At 66.1% G+C, this 15,475-nt stretch carries 15 protein-coding genes; 6 read left to right on the forward strand and 9 right to left on the reverse strand.

Annotated features, from left to right (window positions below; genetic code table 11):
* Window positions 1-14 precede the first annotated feature (14 nt).
* The 5 genes from uvrB to BVG12_RS11665 all read left to right on the forward strand — a co-directional run bounded on the left by uvrB (window position 15) and on the right by BVG12_RS11665 (window position 4,135).
* Complete coding sequence (gene uvrB / locus BVG12_RS11655; protein WP_075792525.1) at window positions 15-2,111, forward strand: excinuclease ABC subunit UvrB; 2,097 nt, start codon at window positions 15-17, stop codon at window positions 2,109-2,111.
* Between the two features lie 159 nt (window positions 2,112-2,270).
* A complete protein-coding gene (locus tag BVG12_RS34005) occupies window positions 2,271-2,567 on the forward strand; it encodes a hypothetical protein (RefSeq protein WP_156895611.1) in 297 nt (98 codons plus the stop codon).
* A gap of 119 nt (window positions 2,568-2,686) precedes the next feature.
* Entirely contained in the window at window positions 2,687-3,130 is a 444-nt protein-coding gene (locus tag BVG12_RS11660) for a C39 family peptidase (protein WP_169926808.1), read from the forward strand.
* 16 nt (window positions 3,131-3,146) lie between these two features.
* Window positions 3,147-3,296, forward strand: a complete 150-nt coding sequence (locus tag BVG12_RS34010) for a hypothetical protein (protein WP_156895612.1) — start codon at window positions 3,147-3,149, stop codon at window positions 3,294-3,296.
* Window positions 3,278-4,135, forward strand: a complete 858-nt coding sequence (locus tag BVG12_RS11665) for a hypothetical protein (protein ID WP_075792527.1) — start codon at window positions 3,278-3,280, stop codon at window positions 4,133-4,135. Before BVG12_RS34010 ends, BVG12_RS11665 begins: the two co-directional genes overlap by 19 nt.
* Before the next feature lie 39 nt (window positions 4,136-4,174).
* Here BVG12_RS11665 and BVG12_RS11670 read toward each other — a convergent pair whose 3' ends face one another.
* Window positions 4,175-5,092 carry a LysR family transcriptional regulator gene (locus BVG12_RS11670; RefSeq protein WP_075792528.1) on the reverse strand — a complete coding sequence of 306 codons (918 nt, stop codon included), beginning with the start codon at window positions 5,090-5,092 and terminating at the stop codon, window positions 4,175-4,177.
* 100 nt (window positions 5,093-5,192) lie between these two features.
* Here BVG12_RS11670 and BVG12_RS11675 point away from each other — a divergent pair, with 100 nt between their 5' ends.
* Window positions 5,193-6,296: an aldo/keto reductase gene (locus tag BVG12_RS11675; RefSeq protein WP_075792529.1), complete on the forward strand. Its 1,104-nt coding sequence runs from the start codon at window positions 5,193-5,195 to the stop codon at window positions 6,294-6,296.
* Here the strand turns inward: BVG12_RS11675 and BVG12_RS11680 are convergent.
* The 8 genes from BVG12_RS11680 to BVG12_RS11715 all read right to left on the reverse strand — a co-directional run bounded on the left by BVG12_RS11680 (window position 6,293) and on the right by BVG12_RS11715 (window position 15,402).
* Complete coding sequence (locus BVG12_RS11680) at window positions 6,293-6,835, reverse strand: PEP-CTERM sorting domain-containing protein (RefSeq protein WP_075792530.1); 543 nt, start codon at window positions 6,833-6,835, stop codon at window positions 6,293-6,295. The genes BVG12_RS11675 and BVG12_RS11680 overlap by 4 nt on opposite strands.
* Before the next feature lie 20 nt (window positions 6,836-6,855).
* Window positions 6,856-8,745, reverse strand: coding sequence for a S53 family peptidase (locus tag BVG12_RS11685; protein WP_169926809.1), 1,890 nt, complete (start codon window positions 8,743-8,745; stop codon window positions 6,856-6,858).
* A gap of 337 nt (window positions 8,746-9,082) precedes the next feature.
* Window positions 9,083-11,338, reverse strand: a complete 2,256-nt coding sequence (locus BVG12_RS11690) for an ATP-binding protein (protein ID WP_075792531.1) — start codon at window positions 11,336-11,338, stop codon at window positions 9,083-9,085.
* A gap of 105 nt (window positions 11,339-11,443) precedes the next feature.
* Complete coding sequence (locus BVG12_RS11695) at window positions 11,444-12,667, reverse strand: glycosyltransferase (protein ID WP_075792532.1); 1,224 nt, start codon at window positions 12,665-12,667, stop codon at window positions 11,444-11,446.
* 69 nt (window positions 12,668-12,736) lie between these two features.
* On the reverse strand, window positions 12,737-13,534 hold the full coding sequence (locus BVG12_RS11700) for an AraC family transcriptional regulator (RefSeq protein ID WP_075792533.1): 798 nt from the start codon (window positions 13,532-13,534) through the stop codon (window positions 12,737-12,739).
* A 22-nt stretch (window positions 13,535-13,556) separates the two neighbouring features.
* A complete protein-coding gene (locus tag BVG12_RS11705) occupies window positions 13,557-14,012 on the reverse strand; it encodes an FKBP-type peptidyl-prolyl cis-trans isomerase (protein ID WP_075792534.1) in 456 nt (151 codons plus the stop codon).
* A gap of 16 nt (window positions 14,013-14,028) precedes the next feature.
* The gene (locus BVG12_RS11710) at window positions 14,029-14,625 is read right to left on the reverse strand and encodes a MarC family protein (protein ID WP_075792535.1); all 597 of its coding nucleotides are present in this window, start codon (window positions 14,623-14,625) and stop codon (window positions 14,029-14,031) included.
* A gap of 234 nt (window positions 14,626-14,859) precedes the next feature.
* Entirely contained in the window at window positions 14,860-15,402 is a 543-nt protein-coding gene (locus BVG12_RS11715) for a phosphoribosyltransferase (protein WP_075792536.1), read from the reverse strand.
* Window positions 15,403-15,475: the final 73 nt, after the last annotated feature.

A 15,475-nucleotide genomic window follows, 5' to 3' on the forward strand; every position in this document is an offset into this window, starting at 1 on the left:
AAAGGTCTGATCCAATGGCAGATTTATCGGTTGCAAATTCACCAGCACCCACCGTCATCACGTTCCCGAATTCCCCGTTCAAGCTGCACCAGCCCTTCCCGCCGGCCGGCGACCAGCCGACCGCGATCGAGGGCCTGATCGAGGGCATCGAGGACGGCTTGATGTACCAGACGCTGCTCGGCGTGACCGGTTCCGGCAAGACTTATACGATGGCCAACGTGATCGCCCGGGCCGGCCGGCCGGCCATCGTGTTCGCCCCGAACAAGACGCTTGCGGCCCAGCTGTATGCGGAATTCCGCGAATTCTTCCCGCAGAATGCCGTCGAGTATTTCGTTTCCTACTACGATTACTACCAGCCCGAAGCGTACGTGCCGCAGCGCGACCTGTTCATCGAAAAGGACTCGTCGATCAACGAGCACATCGAGCAGATGCGCCTGTCGTGCACGAAGTCGCTGATGGAACGGCGCGACGTCGTCATCGTCGCGACCGTGTCGGCCATCTACGGTATCGGTAATCCGAACGAATACCACAAGATGATTCTGACGTTGCGCACGGGCGACAAGGTCGCGCAGCGCGACGTCATCGCGCGCCTGATCCAGATGCAGTACACGCGCAACGAAATGGACTTCGCGCGCGGCACGTTCCGCGTGCGCGGCGACACCATCGACATCTTCCCGGCCGAACACGCCGAGCTCGCGATCCGCGTCGAGATGTTCGACGACGAAATCGAATCCCTGCAATTGTTCGACCCGCTGACCGGCAAAGTGCGCCAGAAGATCCCGCGCTTCACCGTGTACCCGGGCTCGCACTACGTCACCGGCCGCGCCACCGTCCTGAAGGCCGTCGACTCCATCAAGGCCGAGCTGCGCGACCGCCTCGAGGAATTCCGCCAGCAGGGCAAGCTGCTGGAAGAACAGCGCCTCGAGCAGCGCACCCGTTTCGACCTCGAGATGCTGGCCGAAGTCGGCTTCACGAAGGGCATCGAGAACTATTCGCGCCACCTGTCCGGTTCGATGCCGGGCGAACCGCCGCCCACGCTGATCGACTATCTGCCCAAGGACGCGCTGATGTTCATGGACGAGTCGCACGTGATGATCGGCCAGCTGAACGCCATGTACAACGGCGACCGTTCGCGCAAGGTGAACCTCGTCGACTACGGCTTCCGCCTGCCGTCCGCGCTCGACAACCGGCCGCTGAAATTCTCGGAATTCGAGAGCAAGATGCGCCAGTGCATCTTCGTGTCCGCGACGCCGGCCGATTACGAAAAGGAACATGCCGACAACGTCGTCGAGCAGGTGGTGCGTCCGACGGGCCTCGTCGACCCGCAGGTCATCGTGAAACCCGCGCGTTCGCAGGTGGACGACCTGATGGGCGAGATCACCGACCGCATCAAGAAGGACGAGCGCGTGCTCGTCACCACGCTGACCAAGCGCATGGCCGAGCAGCTGACGGAATACCTGTCGGACCACGGCATCAAGGTGCGCTACTTGCACAGCGACATCGATACGGTGGAGCGCGTGGAAATCCTGCGCGACCTGCGCCTGGGCACGTTCGACGTCGTCGTCGGCATCAACCTGCTGCGCGAGGGCCTCGACCTGCCGGAAGTGTCGCTGGTGGCCGTGCTCGACGCCGACAAGGAAGGCTTCCTGCGTTCGGAACGCTCGCTGATCCAGACCATCGGCCGCGCGGCGCGCAACCTGAACGGCGTCGCGATTTTGTACGCGGACCAGATCACCGATTCGATGAAGCGCGCGATCGACGAAACGGAACGCCGCCGCGCCAAGCAGATCGCGTTCAACGAGGCGAACGGCATCACCCCGAAGGGCGTGCAGAAGAAGATCAAGGAAATGATCGACGGCGTGTACAGCGCGGCCGCGCAGAAGGCCATGCTGAACGACAACGGCTTGGCGGAGGACGCGGCCAAGGTCGAGGGCATGAGCGAGAAGCAGATTTCGAAAGAGATCAAGCGCCTCGAAAAGCTCATGGTCGACCACGCCAAGAACCTCGAGTTCGAAAAGGCGGCCCAGGTGCGCGATCAGTTGCACGTCCTTAAGCAGCAGGCGTTTGGGGCGCCGGGGGCGGATAACGTGGTGTCGATTCTGGGCAAGTAACACGCATCAGTGACCGGGCGCCGTTGGCACCTCAATCCATGTGTCCGGCACGATAAGTCCCTCGCAATCCCGTTCCGTTTGAGCACAATCAAATAAGAAGCCGTCGCAGGCCGCATCGTGAACCCCTCGCTTCGGCGATTTTCTGAAGGAGGGTGAATCATGCTGAAACAACTTACCGCAGGAATGGCACTCGCGTCACTCGTGGCCCTGCCAGCCATGGCTGCACCTGAAACAATGACGAGCGGACAACTGGACGAGGTGGTGGCCGGTACCGACTCCTGCTGCTGCCCGCCGCCTACCACGCAAAAGGGCAATAATGGTTGGGGCAACGGTGCCGACCCGAGCAATCCGGGCAGCGACCATGGCCTGACGGCGCCGTCGAAAACGAACAATCTGAACCTGCCGCCGGGACAGAACCGGCCGAATACCAACCCCACGGGGTCAACCGGGCGATGATCGCTTTTTATGGGGGCAGGTCACGGATCTGCCCTTTCACGGCCTCGCAGTCTCTCCGGCCGTTGTTCCTGATGCTGGCCTGTCAGCTGTACGCAGCGCCAGCTTGGTCCGAGCGGCCGGTGCGCTCGTTGCTCGAGATCCGACACGAGGCGCTCATCACGCAACGCTGGGACAACAGTTGCGGCGCGGCCACCTTGGCGACAGTACTGCGTTACTACAAGGGTGTACCGACCGATGAGGAAACCGTAGCGCGCGGGATGCTGCGCCAGACAGATCCATTGCGCGTACGCGTGCGTGGAGGCTTTTCCTTGCTGGACATGCAGCGTTACCTTGCACGGATCGGCTTCCGCGGAGACGGCTATGCGCACATGACGGTGGCTGACCTTGCCCAGCGCGCGCCAATGATCGTGCCCCTCACCCTTCACGGCTATCCTCACTTCGTCGTCGTCCGCGGGGTGACCGCGACAGTCGTCAATATCGGCGACCCCAGTTTCGGGAATTACGAGATGGAACAATCTGCCTTCAGCGCAAAGTGGAAAGGCGTGGGATTCGACATCAAATAAAGCGGTTAGCCACGATATGAAAGAACTGACAACCGGTGCGGTCTTGTTCGGCGTCGTGATGAGCTGCAACGCGCAGAACAATGAAGAAATGCAACGCAAGATCGCGGAACAGGCGCGACGATCGAGCGTCTCCAACAGCGCATCCAGTTGCTGGAGCGCGAACTGACACCGGCACGGATAGGGACCGACACAATTGCCGATCCGGCGCAGCAAGACGCATCTACCGACAGCAATCGTGCACTCGAGCGTGCCCTCGTCAGAGAACGCGCACTGCTGCTTTCGCCCCGATCGACCGAAGTCGAGCCGAATTTCGTGGCCTCGCACAGCTCGGGCGACGGCGGGTTTCGCCGCACGTCTTTCGGTCCGGGCGTGACGGTGCGGCTGGGCCTGCCGAGACAATGGCAGATAGAAGGCACGCTGCCGTATGTGTTTGAAACAATCAGGAGCGGGACCCAATCAACCCATGCCAACGGCGTCGGTGACCTGTCGGTGGCTGCCTCGCATCAGTTCATCGCCGAGATTGACAGACTTCCGAGCGTCATAGGCAGTCTCAGCTATCAGGCCGCAACTGGCCGTAACACAAGCTACGAACGACGCCCATTGGTTGCGCTCGGTGGAGGCTTTCCTTCACTGCAAGCCTCAGTTAACGCGATCAAGCGCGTTGATCCGCTGGTGTTTTTCGGCAGCTTGTCGGCAACCCGATTCCAGGCGCGCGACAAGGGCACTGCCCGCGTTCAACCCGGAAACATCTACGGCCTGCGCTTTGGTACGGCGTTAGCAACGGCACCCGCAACTTCGCTGCGCGCCGCTCTCAGCCTCAACCTGCTCAACAAGACGCGGATTGACAACGCCCCCGTTCCTACCACCAACATGAACGCTTTTCTTGAGCTGGGCGGGTCAGCCGTGTTAACCCCGTCCACGGCCATCGATATCCTGATCGCCGCGGGACTGACGCGCGACACGCCCGACTTTCGCCTGATAGTCTCCGTACCGACACGGTTTTGACCAGTGCAGGCAATAGCCCTGAAACGTCGAGGTCCAACCTCATTGTTCATCCACCGCCGCGCCCCCCAACCGTTCCCCGCAGTAATCAATGAACGCCCGCAGCTTCGCCGGCAAATGCCGCCGCGTCGGATAGTAGAGATGAAAGCCCGACTGTGTCGACCAGCAGTCCGGCAGCACCGGCACCAGCCGCCCCGCCGCAAGGTCCGCTTCGACCTGCCGCAGAAAGACGTGGCCGATGCCGATGCCGTCGCGCGCGGCGTCCGCCATCGACGCGCTGTTCGTCACGATCAGCGGCCCGTCGACCTCCACATCGACGAGGCGGCCGTCGCGCAGGAGTTCCCAGCGGTAGATCGCATTGTTCTTGCGAAACCGGTAGCGGATGCAATCGTGCTGCTGCAATTCCTCGATGGTGCGCGGCAGGCCGCGCCGCGCCGCATAGTCCGGCGACGCCACCATGCACAGCCGTTCCTGACGCGTGAGCGGCACGGCCACCATGTCGAGCTGGACGGATTCGCCGAGGCGCACGCCGGCATCGAAGCCGCTGGCGACGATGTCCACGAAGCCTTCGTCGAAGCCGAGTTCGACCTTGATGCCGGGATACCTGGCGAGAAAGCCGGGCAGCAAGGGGCGCAGCCAGACGGCATACACGATGTTCGCCATGTTCAGCCGCAATGTGCCGCCGGGTCCGCTGCGGAACGCGTCCAGCTCGGCCGCCGCCTGGGTGAGCTCCGCCACGGCCGGCGCCACGCGCGCAAGAAATTGCTCCCCGGCTTCCGTCAGGCTCACGCTGCGGGTGCTCCGGTGCAGCAGGCGCACGCCCAGCCGCTCCTCGAGTTGCCGGACTGTCTGGCTGACGGCCGACGGCGTCACTTCCAGCACCGCCGCGGCGGTCGTAAAGCTGCCGCGCTCGGCCACAGTCGCGAATGCCAGCAGCCCATCCAGTTGGCTCAGTTTCATTATTAAGCAGCTCTTAATAGGGACTCAAGATTATCCCAGTTTTTCTTTCTTATCGCGCCGATTATGCTGACGTTCATCCAACCAGACAAGGAGAAACGTCATGCAACAACCCGTCTACTACACGCTCGGCCGCACGGGCCTGCGCGTCAGCCGCCTGTCGCTGGGCGCCATGACCTTCGGCACGGAATGGGGCTGGGGTTCCGACAAGGCGGCGGCCGAGCGCGTGTTCAACCTGTATCGCGACCACGGCGGCAACTTCATCGATACCGCCGACGTGTACACGAACGGCACCAGCGAGACCTGGTTGGGGGAATTCATCCAGTCCGGCAAATCGCGCGACGCACTCGTCCTCGCCAGCAAGTACACGTTCAACCTGGCCGCGGCGAACCCTAACGGCGGGGGCAATGGCCGCAAGAACCTGATGCGCGCCGTCGAAGGGTCGCTGAAGCGCCTGCAGACGGATTACCTGGACATGTTTTACGTGCACGCCTGGGATCAATTGACGCCCGTGGAAGAAGTGATGCGCACCCTGGACGATCTCGTGCGTGCCGGTAAGGTCCGTCACATCGGCTTGTCGGACGTGCCCGCCTGGTATGCGGCGCGCGCCCAGACGCTGGCCGAGTGGCGCGGTTATGAACCGGTGTCGGCGCTGCAGATGCAGTATTCGCTCGTCGAGCGCAACATCGAACACGAATACCAGCGCCTGGCCACCGAACTCGGCATGGGCATCACCGTCTGGAGCCCGCTGGCCAGTGGCTTGTTGGCCGGCCGCTATCGCCGCGACGGGGCCGCGGAAGGCCGTCTCGCGGCCATGCAGGGGAATGGCAATCCGGCGTTCCAGCATCTGTCGGAGCGCAATTTCCAGATCGTCGATGAACTGGAAAGAGTGGCGGACGAGGTTGGCCGGCCGATGGCGCAGGTTGCCCTCAACTGGGTGGCGAACCGCCCGGGCGTGGCCAGCGTGATCGTCGGCGCGTCGCGGCCGGAACAGCTGACGACGAACCTCGGCGCGCTCGAGTTCGAGCTCCCGCTCGAACTCGTCCGCCGCCTGGACGAGGCGAGCCGGCCCGCGACGCCGTTCCCCTACTATTTCTTCACGAATGCGATGCAGGGCATGATGTACGGCGGCGCCCGGGTCGGCGACAAGCCGGCGGGCTATCGCGCGCCGGTGCTCGTCGAAGGGTCGGGCAGCGGCGTCGGCTAAGCCTGCTCGGCCGCAGCAAGCGCCTTGCGGCGGCGCGCGCCCACCATGCCCGCCAGGCCCGCGCCGATCAGCGCCAGGCTCACCGGCTCCGGGACGTCGGAGAACGCCTGCCCCGTGAAGCCGGCGCCGTCGGCAAGGAACGTCCCGGCCAGCCGCAGGTCATACGTGCCGCTCGTGATGCCGCCCTGGCCGCTGGCCAGTTCGCTGGCCAGCGACAGGGTCAGCGCGTCGATCGGCGTCACGAAGTCGCCGGCGAAGAAGCCGAGGTCGGTGAAGGCCAGCGAACCGGCAACGTCCGGGAACACGGCGAATTTGAACCAGGCGGGTTCCGGCGGCGTGTTGAACAGGAAGTCGTAGAGGAACGTGTCGCCCGGATGGGCGCCCGTCTCCGCGATGCCGAAATTCCAGGTCTGCGTCGTGGTCGGCCCGATATCGGGCGCGACGAAGAAACTGTCGCTGAACGTCGGCGTGGCGGAGGCGTCGAAGACGGCGCAGGTTGCAAGAACGAGGCCGAACAGGATGTGTTTGATCGATTTCATCGTCGTCTTTCGTATCGGATTCACAGGTTCACGCCGAGGGCGCGGGCGAGGTTCGTCACGTCGAGCGAGCCGAGGCCGGTCGCCGGATTGAACGTGTTCGTGCTCTTGTAGTAGAGGTTCGTCCCGGCCGTGATCGCGCGGAACGGCGATTTGGCGCCGTAGCCGTAGGTCTTGAACGCGCCGTACAGTTGCTGATGCAATGCGCCCAGACGGCTGTTCCTGCCGGCCGCGATCAGGGTGAAGATGCCGTTCAACTGCGGCGCCACGAAACTCGTCCCGCCGTTGCCCGCGCCCCACTGCCCTTCGAAGTACACGAGGTAGCCGCTGTACGGGTCGGCGTTCAGCGACACGTCCGGCAGATTGCGTCCCGGGACGGCCGGCGGCAGGTCGATCAGGCCTTCGTAGCCCGTGCCCGGATCGCCCAGGAAGGAGGCCTTGCAGTACAGGCTCTGCGCGGCGGCGCTCGCCGATGCGCCGGCGAGGTTGTTCTGGTACGACGGCCGGGCGAAGTCCACGCTGACGCCGCCGCCGCCGCCCACCGGGAAATAATCGGTGTAGTACCGCGTCTGGCCGTAATACGTCGTGATGTAGCCGCGCAGATAGTCCCAGGCCCAGGCGCGCTCGGTCGGGATCGTGATGCTGCCGTATTTGTGGACCTGCGTGTGCGGCAGGGTCGTGCCGCCGGCCGCCAGGACGGCCGTGTCGGACGCCGGGTGGTCCGCCGTCAGCAGGGTCGTGCAGGTGGGATACGGGAAGATGCTGTTGATGTCGAAGGCGCCGGCGTCGCCCGACGCCGCGATCACGGGAATGCCCTGCAGCGCGGCCTGGACGAAGACGGCGTGGTACGCGGCGAGGTCGTCGGGGCCGTTGAAGATCTCGGCGGCGCCCCAGCTCACGGACAGCGTGTCGACGATGTTCTCGTCGACGGCGGTGGCGAACACGTCCAGGAAGCCATTGCCGGAGTTCGGCGCCAGGTAGACGCGGATGTCGGCGCCGGGCGCCACGCCGCCCGACTGCTCGATATCGAGCGTGGTTTCGCCGGCGCCGCCGCTGCCCGGACCGTCGCGCCCCAGCGGCCCGCCGTCGACCAGCACGTCGGTGATGCGGTTCGGCGCCACGCTCAGGCCCAGCGCACTCCAGTAGGCGTACGCATCGGACTGGCGATAGCCGGCCAGCGTGGCGATGCCGATGGTCTTGCCGGCGCCCGTCACGCCGGCCGAGTACAGCGGCGTGACGTTGTACTTGGCGGCGAAGTCCAGCACCGTGTACTCGCCCGGCAGCGATGCGGCCGCGGCGTTCGGGGTCGGGATGCGGCTGGGCACCAGCTTCGATTCACCGGTGGCCACGCCCGACGCCGGCTGCCGCATAATATTGCTGCGGAACAGCGGGCGGCCGTTCAAGCCGTGCACGGACTTGACGATGCCGGCCAGGTTGGCCGGGATCGCGGTGGCGCCGGCCGGCGCCTCGTAGGTGCTGCCCAGCGTCTGGTATGCGTGGATCGGTCTGCCGAACACGGCCGCGAGCTGGGCGTTCGTGCCCGTCGCGGAAATCATCAGGTTGTTCGCATAGACTTTCGTGACCGTCAAGCCGTTCGCCTTGAGAAAATTGACCACCTGGGCGATGGATGTCGCGTCCTGGCCGTACAGGCTGCCGACCTGGGCCGGCGTCAGGAAGGCGCGGTAGTTCGGGCTCGTCGGGTCGACGACCGCCGCGGCATGGGCTTCCATGGCCGCGAGGTTCTTGACGGCCAGCGACAACGTGATCCGGCGGACTTCAGCCTGGGGCGCGAGGCCGAGATCGACGATGCGCGCGTCCTTCTCGAGGTGAAACTGGGTGGAGGTCGTGGCGCCGTACGCCAGTGAAGTGGTCAACACCCCGATGGCAACGGTGATTGCGGTGAGCGTTTTCAATGCGGACTCCCTGAAGATTGTTGAGGGACCTGCCGGCACGCGGCAGAGCATTCACGTCGCAAGCAATCCGTATGCCATTTACTGTAACCAAGAGTTATTTCTCCAATTAATCAAAAACTTGTCATCGATCCGTCATATTCTTGTGTCTTAAATTTTGTTTTTATGTAAACTTTTTCGACACACAATTATTTGAGGGCAATCAAATGGGCGCCGCCGTACCGTGCTACCAGGCGTGCATGAACCGCGCTGCTGTTCACGCGGAGTGTGTAGACAGGCTCCAGGCGGACGCCAGGCGGGCCATGTGTGGCGCAGCGATGTGATGCCGGACAGGTAGCCGTCAAACGGGCGGCGCCGCGTTCTCGGTCCGGCAGCGCGCGACGAAGGCCGTCAACTCCTTCGAATGGTAGCCCTGTGCCAGCGCGTCCAGGCGATCGGCGAACGGCCCATAGGCCGGATCGAGCGCCTGCAGGTAGCTGGCCCGTTCCCGGATCATGCGCATGTTCCCGATCCGTGCCAGTTGCCAGAGCACCTCAATCTCCTCGGCGGGAGGCGCCACCAGGGCAGCGTCGTCGCCTGACCGTGCCGGGCCCGGCACCGGTTGCCGGGTGATCCAGTCCAGCGCCAACAGCGTACCGACGGTGCGGAGCAGGACATCGTGGTCGACCGGCTTGGGGAGGAAGGCGTCGGCGCCGGCGGCGCGGCAGCGCGCTTCGTCGTCGATGCTGGCGCCGGCGGTGACCGCGATGATCGGGACCTTGCCCCATGCCGGCATGCGCCGGATGCGCCGTGTCGTCTCGTTGCCGTCGATCACGGGCATCATGACGTCCATCACGATCAGGTCGGGCTTGAAGCTGTCGAGCAGGACCAGGCACTCCAGGCCGTCCTCCGCCGCGGCGACGACGAATCCGACCGCCTGCAGCACGTCCACCAGCATCGCGCGGTTCTGCGGCACGTCGTCGACGATCAGCACCCGCTTGGGTTCGCCCGCATAACCGACGATGGCGGGCGCGGACGACAGGCTGGCCGGGCTGCCGGCGGCGACCGGCACGGCCAGTTCGAAACAGAACGTGCTGCCCGCGCCCGGTTCGCTGGCGACGGCGATGCTGCCGCCCATGAGGCGCACCAGCTGCTGGCTGATGGCCAGGCCCAGGCCGGTGCCGCCTTCGCGCCGCGGCATGTCGGCGACCTGTTCGAACGGGTGGAAAATGCGGCCGAGCTGTCGCGCGCTCATGCCGATACCGGTGTCGGCCACTTCGAAGCGCAGCGTGACGGCCTCGCCATCCGCGCCGCCCGCCCCCCGCAGTACCCGCAACGAAACCGTGCCCCGGTCGGTGAATTTCACCGCATTGCCCAGCAGGTTGAGCAGCACCTGGCGCAGGCGCGTTTCGTCGATCGTCACCGCGGCCGGCAGGTCGGGCGCGAGCGCGTAATGGAACGACAGGCCTTTTTCTTCGGCCTTGACACGCATGATGTCGACGACCACCTGCAGGAAACCGCCGAGATGGACGGCGGCAGGATACAGCACCATTTTGCCGGCCTCGACACGGGCCAGGTCCAGGATGTCGTTGATGAGCGTGAGCAGATGCTGGCCGCTTTCGTGGATGGTGGCCAGGCCGACGGCCTGCTGTTCGGTCAGCTGGTGCCGGTCGCGCTTCAGCAGCTGGGCATAGCCGATGATGGCGTTGAGCGGGGTGCGCAATTCATGGCTCATCTGGGCGAGAAAATTGCTGCGCTGGCGCGCGAGGCCGATGGCCTCGGCCAGCGCCGCCTCGCGCGCGGCCTCGGCCGTCTTGCGTTCGCGGTCGACGGCGGCCAGCTGTTCCAGGCGAGACGTGGTGGCCGACAGGCTGGCGCGAAAGTGCCGCAGGCCCAGCGACAGGCCGAGGATGCCGCACCCGATCCACGCCGACACGAGGCCCATCAGGAGCGCCGTCTTCGACATCCATTTGCCGCTGAACCGGATGGACCGCACCTCGATGGTGATCGTTTGCCCCGGCGGCACGGCGCCCGTCGAGATCTCCACGGCCGTCACGCGGTCGAGCCGGGCATAGCTCTTGGACAGCGGAATCTTGTGCGTACTGCGCCACCAGTCCGCGGTGCGCAGCACGTTCATCGGAATCGTGAAGGCGGCTTGCTGCGGCAATTCGATCTCGGCCTCGTTGAAGCGCTGCGAGTTCCAGTCGCCGGGCGTGGAAAACTCCGGTTCGAAATTCATCAGGTGCAGCTTGATGAGGTGCGGCGGCCGCCCCGTGTAGCGCAGGTCGAAATCGATACTGTCGAACCCGGACAAGTCGATCCCCTTGCCGGGTTGGCCCAGCAGGAACTGCATCTTGCAGAAGGGGTAAGGCGCGACCGAGCGCAGCTCACAATGCATGGTGATGGCATCGCGGGTGCGCTCCAGCGTGGCGACCGAATTGCCGTGCAGTTCGCGCCGGTCGTCGGCGACCATGGCGCCGTGCGGCTGGCTGGGCGAGATCTCGATCGTCCGGATCATCCCGAAGTGCTGCCACACCAGCAAGGCCGGCGTCGCCAGCAGCAGGACGATCACCAGGAAGTAACTGATCGTCGTCGGGCGGGAAAGCGACTGGTTCATGTGTGGGCGCACGGATTCCTGGGCTGGACATCGGGCAACGTCGATCCAGTATACCCGGGAAGTCTGCGGTGGCCCACCGCCCTTCAGCCGCCCTTCAGCCGCCCTTCAGCCGCCCAGCAGCCGGTCGACGGCCGTGCGCACGCCGTCTTCCGCCGCCATCGCCTGCGCGGCTTGCCGCGCGTTGTCGCGCAGCGCGGGCGTCGACGCCACGTCCACCGCCTGCACGAGACGATCGCCATCGATCCCGGCCGCCGGACAGGTCACCGCGATCCCCCGCTCCGCCATGCGGCGTGCCCAGAAAAACTGGTCGCCGGCGAACGGCACGACGACGGACGGCACGCCCGCGCGCGCGGCCGCGTGGCTCGTGCCCGCCCCGCCGTGATGCACGACGAGCGCCATGCGCGGGAACAGCCAGTCGTGCGGCGTGTCGCCCAGCACGACTACCCCGGGCGGCAGCCGCGCCGGATCGATGCCGCTCCAGCCCGGGTGGAACAGCACGCGCCGCCGCGCGGCGACGGCGCTGACGGCATCGATCAATGTCGCCTGGGCGATGCCGGCCATGCTGCCGAAGCCGATATACACGGGGGCCGGACCGGCGGCCAGGAAGTCCGACAAGGCCTGCGGCGGTTGCCAGTCCTGCTGCACCGGCAATGGCCAGGCGCCCGTGATCTCGACGTCCGCCCGCCAGTCGGCCGGGCGCGCCAGCAATGTCGGGGAGCAGCCGTACAGCATAGCCACGTCCCGCCACGGGCGGCGCCGCGCCGGCGCCCCGAACACGTCGCGTCGCGCGCGGTTCAACTCGGGACCGAACATCGACCACGCCATGCGCTCGAACGCGCGATGCGCCAGCAGGTTGGCCCATCCCGGCAGGCGATACAGCGGCAGGAACGGCGGCGCGAAGGCGCGCGTGGGTGTCATCGGCCACATGGCGGCGCCGATGCACGGGATGCGCAGCGCTTCCGCCACGGCGAGGCCGACGAAGCCGGCCAGGCCCGAATACACGATGGCGTCGCTCCCCTGCGCGACGGCGCGCGCCGCTTCCATCCACGGCCGCGTGTTGTCGCGGGCGAGCGCCGCGCAGGCGCGCGTGAGGCGCGTCATGCTGGCGCCGTCCTTCAGCAGCGCGCCGAACGCGCCACCGGGGCGGAACGCGGCCCGCATGTCGCCCGCGAGCGCCGTGAAGGGAATGCCGAGGGCGCGCGCGTGCTGCGCGCCCGCCACGTCGGCCAGCACGTGCGCGGCATGGCCGCGCGCGATGACTTCATGCGCCAGGGCGAGCAAAGGCCGCGTATCGCCGTCGGTGCCGTAGGTGAGAAAGGTGATCTTCATGGTCGTGCCTCCTTCTGGAAGGCACGATTGTGGCCGCGGGAGTCGTCGCGGGCTTGAATAAACCCGACATCAAAGCCGGTACGGCCAGTACTCGCGGTCGGTGTCGATGTGGGTTTCCAGGCGCGAGGGCGGCAGGCCAGCGAGCTGGCGCAGTTCGCGCGCCATGTGGGCCTGGTCGGCATAGCCCAGCTCCGCGGCGAGGTCGGCCAAGGTGCGTGCCGGCGCATCGGGGTCGCGCAGTGCGTAGACGGCCGCGTTCATGCGCTGCAGGCGACGCGCCTGCGCCGGGCTCAGGCCGACGCGGGCGCGGTACTGGCGCTGCGTCTGGCGCGCGCCGACGCCCAGCTCGGGCACGGTGGCGGCGATATTGCGCAGGCTCGCGCCGAGGTGCGCGTCCCAGCGTCCGCGCGCGGCGTGCCAGCGCGCGCCCAGCCGGGCTTCGATCCACGCCAGTTGCGCGGCCTCGTCGCCGCAGGCGCGCAGCGCTTGCGGCCAGTCCGCCCAGCTGGCGTCGAGGAGGCCGTCGGCGGGGTCGTTGCGGTCCTGCAGGGCCGCCGGCGCGAGGCCCGTCAACAGCGCGAACGCATCCGGATACAGCACGACGCCCACCGTGCGCAGCGGCGCCAGCGTGAGCGACGCGACGGGCCGCGTGCGCGGTCCGGACACGACCCAGTCGGACAAGGCGCGCAATTTGCCGCCGTCGTCGGGCAGCGCGACGGCGCCTTCGGTGAACAAGTTCAGGCCGCAGTACACCATCGCCGGGAAGCGGTTCAGCTGGGGCCGCGCCGGCGGCCAGGGCTCGTCCACGGTCGAATAGAAGCCGATGCCGTGCACGGCCTCGGCCAGCTCGCCCTGCGGGGTGTGCATCCAGGCCTTCACGGCGCGGCGCTTACTGCACGTCGAGCAGTTCGACGTCGAAGATCAGGTTGGCGTTCGGCGGGATCGGGCCGGCGCCGTCCGCGCCATAGCCCAGCGCTGCCGGGATGACGAGCGTGCGCCTGCCGCCCACCTTCATGCCCTCGACGCCCTGGTCCCAGCCGGGGATCACGCCGCCGCTGCCGAGGCGGAACGTGAACGGCTTGCGGCCGATGGAGGTGTCGAACTGCTCGCCGTGGTGCTGGGGCGCATCCGGCAGGTACAGCCACCCGGTGTAGTGCACGGTGACGTGCTTGCCGGCCGTCGCGACGGCGCCGGTGCCGACCGTCGTGTCGATTTTCTGGAAGGCGACCGGCGACGAGTCGGCCTTCAACGGTGCGGGTGGTGGCGCGTCGTCCCTGCGCTTGCAGGCGGCCAGGGACAGCGTGAGCGCGAGGCCGAGGGCGCAGGCGCGGATCATCGGGGTCATGGTGGAGTCCTTGTGGTTAGAGGGTCTTGACGAAGGCGCGCACGCCGCCCAGCAGCATCTCGATCGACATCGCCGTCAGGATCAGGCCCATGAGGCGCTCGAACGCCGTCATGACCTGCGTGCCCAGCACCTGTTGCAGGCGTTCGGCGCCGAGGAAGACGGCGAGCCAGATCACGGCGACCGCCGCCAGCGCGGCCACGTGAACCAGCACTTCCTCGACCGAGCCGGACGTGAACAGCAGCACCGTCGCCAGCGCCGACGGCCCGGCCAGCGCGGGGATCGCCAGCGGCACGATGAACGGCTCGCCGCCCTCGCTGCGGCCCAGCACGCCGTCGGGATGCGGGAAGATCATGCGGATGGCGATGATCAGGAGGATGACGCTGCCGCCGATGCGCAGCGAGATGTCGGTCAGCTGCAGCGCGGCCAGGAAGTGGCGGCCGAAGAACATGAACAGCAGCAGCAGGAGAAAGGCGATGGCGCATTCGCGGATCACGATGCGCGGGCGGCGGGCCGGGTTGACGTCCTTCAGCGCCGTCACGAACAGGGGGACGTTGCCGAAGGGGTCGGTGACCAGCAACAGGAGGATGAAGGTTTGAAAGAAGCTCTGGGTCATGGGGCGTTGTTATTGTTATGGCAGGTACGATCTTAACCGATCTACGCAAACCTCAACATCGTCGTTCCCGCGAAAGCGGGAACCCATGCTGATTTACCGAAGTCGTATTGCCCGCGCCGTTGCTCCGATTTGATCACCATAGCGGGAAGTCATTTCCGCCAGTGCCGGGAGTGACAGCAAAATAAAAAAGGGCGGCACCGTGGTGTCGCCCTTCCCTTAAGCATCCGCTTCGGATCAGTTCTGCTCGAACTTCTTCAGCCACGAGGCCAGCTGATGCGGCCGCAGGCCGTCGTAATCCTCGAACGGCTGGTGGATCCACGGATTGTGCGGCAGGTCGACCAGGTGGTAATCCGGCTTGATCGACGACGTGCCCTTGACCCAGATGACGGCCGAACGCACTTCGGTGACGTCGCTGTAATTGTCCTTGAGGTGCTCGCGCACGCGCATCAGCGTGACGCCGGAGTCGGCCAGGTCGTCGACCAGCAGGATGCGGCCGGCCAGCGGGCCCTTGGTCATCGTCATGTACTTGGCGATGTCCAGGTCGCCCTGCTTCGTGCCCGCTTCTTCGCGGTAGGAGCTGGTCGACAGGATCGCCAGCGGCACGTCGAAGATGCGCGAGATCGCGTCGCCCGGGCGCACGCCGCCGCGCGCGAGGCACAGCACCATGTCGAACTTCCAGTTCGATTCGTACACCTTGAGCGCCAGGCGCTCGATCAGGCGGTTGTATTCATCCCAGGAGACCCACAGGTCCTTGTCGGTCGATGGAGGCGTCGTCATTTCAGATTGTCCTAGTTTCTGCTTGTGGCTGACGTCCCTGCCCCGCGGGTGGCGCGGCAGGGACCATGCTTCA

It is taken from the genome of Massilia putida (assembly GCF_001941825.1).
Lineage (GTDB): Bacteria > Pseudomonadota > Gammaproteobacteria > Burkholderiales > Burkholderiaceae_D > Telluria > Telluria putida.